This is a genomic window from Bradyrhizobium pachyrhizi, from assembly GCF_001189245.1.
Lineage (GTDB): Bacteria > Pseudomonadota > Alphaproteobacteria > Rhizobiales > Xanthobacteraceae > Bradyrhizobium > Bradyrhizobium pachyrhizi.
On sequence record NZ_LFIQ01000039.1, the window covers coordinates 22,085 to 24,839 of the forward strand.

Consider the following 2,755-nt stretch of genomic DNA (forward strand, 5'->3'; position numbering starts at 1 on the left):
GTAGCCCTTGGCATCGCTCTGCGTCCGGCCGGCGCCCGTGAAGTTCGGATCGAGCGGCGCCGGGTGCTGGTCGACGACATGAACGTAGCGGCCGCAGGCATTGGCCTGCCACAGCTCGACCAGCGTGTTGGGCACGCCGCGGCCGTCCTCGTCGAGCACATAACCATGCACGATGATGCGCTCGCCGAGCGGCTCGCCCTTGGCCTGGATGGTGAGGTCGTTGTCGTGCGCGCGCACGGTCTCATGACCATAGACCGGCCCGGTCAGCTCCGAGAGCGTGTGCCGCATCGGGATCAGCGGCTTTTGCGGCGAACGCTTCACGGTGGAGCGATAGTCCGGCGACAGCCGCGCCGGATGGGCCGCAAGCGATTGCAGCGGGTACAACAAGGTCATGGCGAATTCCTCAGCGGCCCACGCGCCCGGTGAGCTCACGTCAGATCATTATATTGCATAACCAAATTGGGGAAGGGCTGTTTTCAGCCTCTCCAAGCCGTTGGATTAATTCAGCTTTTCGATCGCGACCGCGACGCCTTGACCGACCCCGACGCACATAGTTGCCAAGGCAAGCTTCCCGCCCCGCTTCTCCATGCCGTGCACGGCGGTCAGGACCAGCCGCGCGCCGCTCATGCCGAGCGGATGCCCGAGCGCGATCGCGCCGCCATGCGGATTGACGAAATCGGCGTCTTCCTTGACGCCGAGCTGGCGCAGGCAGGCGATACCCTGCGAGGCGAAGGCCTCGTTGAGCTCGATCAAATCGAAGTCCGACACTTTGATGCCGAGACGCTCGACCAGCTTCTTCGTTGCCGGCACCGGTCCGATGCCCATGATGCGCGGCGGCACCGCGGCCGAGGCGAGGCCGAGGATTTTTGCGCGCGGCGTGAGGCCATGCTTCTTCACCGCGGCTTCGGAAGCAAGGATCATCGCGGCGGCGCCGTCATTGACGCCGGACGCGTTGCCCGCGGTCACCGTGCCCGGATTGCGCACGATCGGCTTCAATTTGGCGAGACCTTCGAGCGTGGTCTCCGGACGCGGATGCTCGTCCTTGTCGACGGTGATCGGGCCGGCCTTGCCGCCGGGCACCTGGATCGGCACGATTTCCTCGGCGAAATAGCCCGACGCGATCGCCGCGCCCGCACGCTGCTGCGAGCGGATCGCCATCGCATCCTGATCGGCGCGCGAGACCTGGAATTCCTCGGCGACGTTCTCGCCGGTCTCCGGCATCGCATCGACGCCGTACTGCGCCTTCATCAGCGGATTGATGAAGCGCCAACCGATCGTGGTGTCGTAGATCTCGGACGAGCGCGAGAAGGCTTCCGCGGCCTTGCCCATCACGAACGGCGCGCGCGTCATCGATTCGACGCCGCCCGCGATCGCGAAATCGATCTCGCCGGCGCGAATGGCGCGGCCCGCGGCACCGACCGCGTCGAGGCCGGAAGCGCAGAGCCGGTTCAGGGTCTGGCCGGGAACCGATTCCGGCATGCCGGCGAGCAACAGCGCCATGCGCGCAACGTTGCGGTTGTCTTCGCCGGCCTGGTTGGCGCAGCCGAAATAGACCTCGTCGACCTCGTTCCAATTGAGCGTCGGATGCTTGGCCATCAGCGCCTTGATCGGGGCCGCGGCGAGATCGTCGGCGCGCACCTTGGCGAGCGAGCCGCCGAAACGGCCGATCGGAGTCCGGACGGCATCGCAAATGAACACATCACGCATTGAATCTCTCCCTGAATGCCGCGACTTAGCGCTGGATCGACTGGAACTTGAGATGGGTTTTAGGAGCGTGCCCGCGGCAGGTCAATTGACGCGGCTGCGTGGCATCAGCGCATTACAGTGATGCCTCGTCATATTTCGGACCGTGGACAGGGTGGAAAACCCCCTTCTCTCGGATAGGACCACGCGGCGAAATTCTGTAGTTTCCGCCACCTCATGACCATTCAGCAGCCCATCCCCGTTCCGCCCGAAGCCACTGCCGCCGAGGCGCCGTCGCGCGTCACGCCGATGATGGAACAGTATCTGGAGATCAAGGCCGCCCATCCCGGCCTGCTGCTGTTTTACCGGATGGGCGATTTCTACGAGCTGTTCTTCGAGGATGCCGAGATCGCCTCCAGGACGCTCGGCATCGTGCTGACCAAGCGCGGCAAGCATCAGGGCATCGACATCCCGATGTGCGGCGTGCCGGTCGAGCGCTCCGAGGATTACCTGCATCGCCTGATCGGCGCCGGCCACCGCGTCGCGGTGTGCGAGCAGACGGAAAATCCCGCGGAAGCCAAAGCCCGCGGCAACAAGAGCGTGGTCCGCCGCGGCGTGGTGCGGCTGGTGACGCCGGGCACGCTGACCGAAGACACGCTGCTCGACGCCCGCACCAACAATTATTTGATCGCGATCGCGCGCGCCCGGGGCTCGGCCGGCGCCGACCGGCTTGGGCTTGCCTGGATCGACATCTCGACCTCCGAATTCATGGTGACGGAATGTTCGACCGCGGAGCTCGCGGCGACGCTGGCACGCATCAATCCGAACGAGGCGATCGTCACCGATGCGCTCTACAGCGACAGCGAGTTGGCGCCGACCTTGCGCGAACTGCCGTCGGTGACGCCGCTGACCCGCGACGTGTTCGACAGCGCCACCGCCGAGCGGCGGCTCTGCGACTATTTTGCGGTCGCGACCATGGACGGCCTGTCAGCGATGTCGCGGCTGGAGGCGACCGCCGCTGCCGCTGCCGTTACCTATATCGACCGCACCCAGGTCGGCAAGCGCCCGCCGC

Annotated in this window: 2 protein-coding genes and 1 pseudogene; 1 reads left to right on the forward strand and 2 read right to left on the reverse strand. The window is 65.7% G+C overall.

Going from position 1 to position 2,755, the window contains the following annotated elements:
• Together AKL29_RS04960 and pcaF are read right to left on the reverse strand one after the other, a co-directional pair.
• Positions 1-393, reverse strand: a 393-nt coding sequence (locus AKL29_RS04960) for a dioxygenase family protein (RefSeq protein WP_488230418.1), incomplete at its 3' end; no start/stop codon positions are given.
• Positions 394-498: 105 nt separating this feature from the next.
• On the reverse strand, positions 499-1,707 hold the full coding sequence (pcaF, locus tag AKL29_RS04965; RefSeq protein ID WP_028337987.1) for a 3-oxoadipyl-CoA thiolase: 1,209 nt from the start codon (positions 1,705-1,707) through the stop codon (positions 499-501).
• 333 nt (positions 1,708-2,040) lie between these two features.
• Between pcaF and AKL29_RS44435 the strand changes: the two are divergent.
• Positions 2,041-2,755 (forward strand): annotated as a pseudogene (locus AKL29_RS44435) (MutS N-terminal domain-containing protein); the annotation flags it as partial.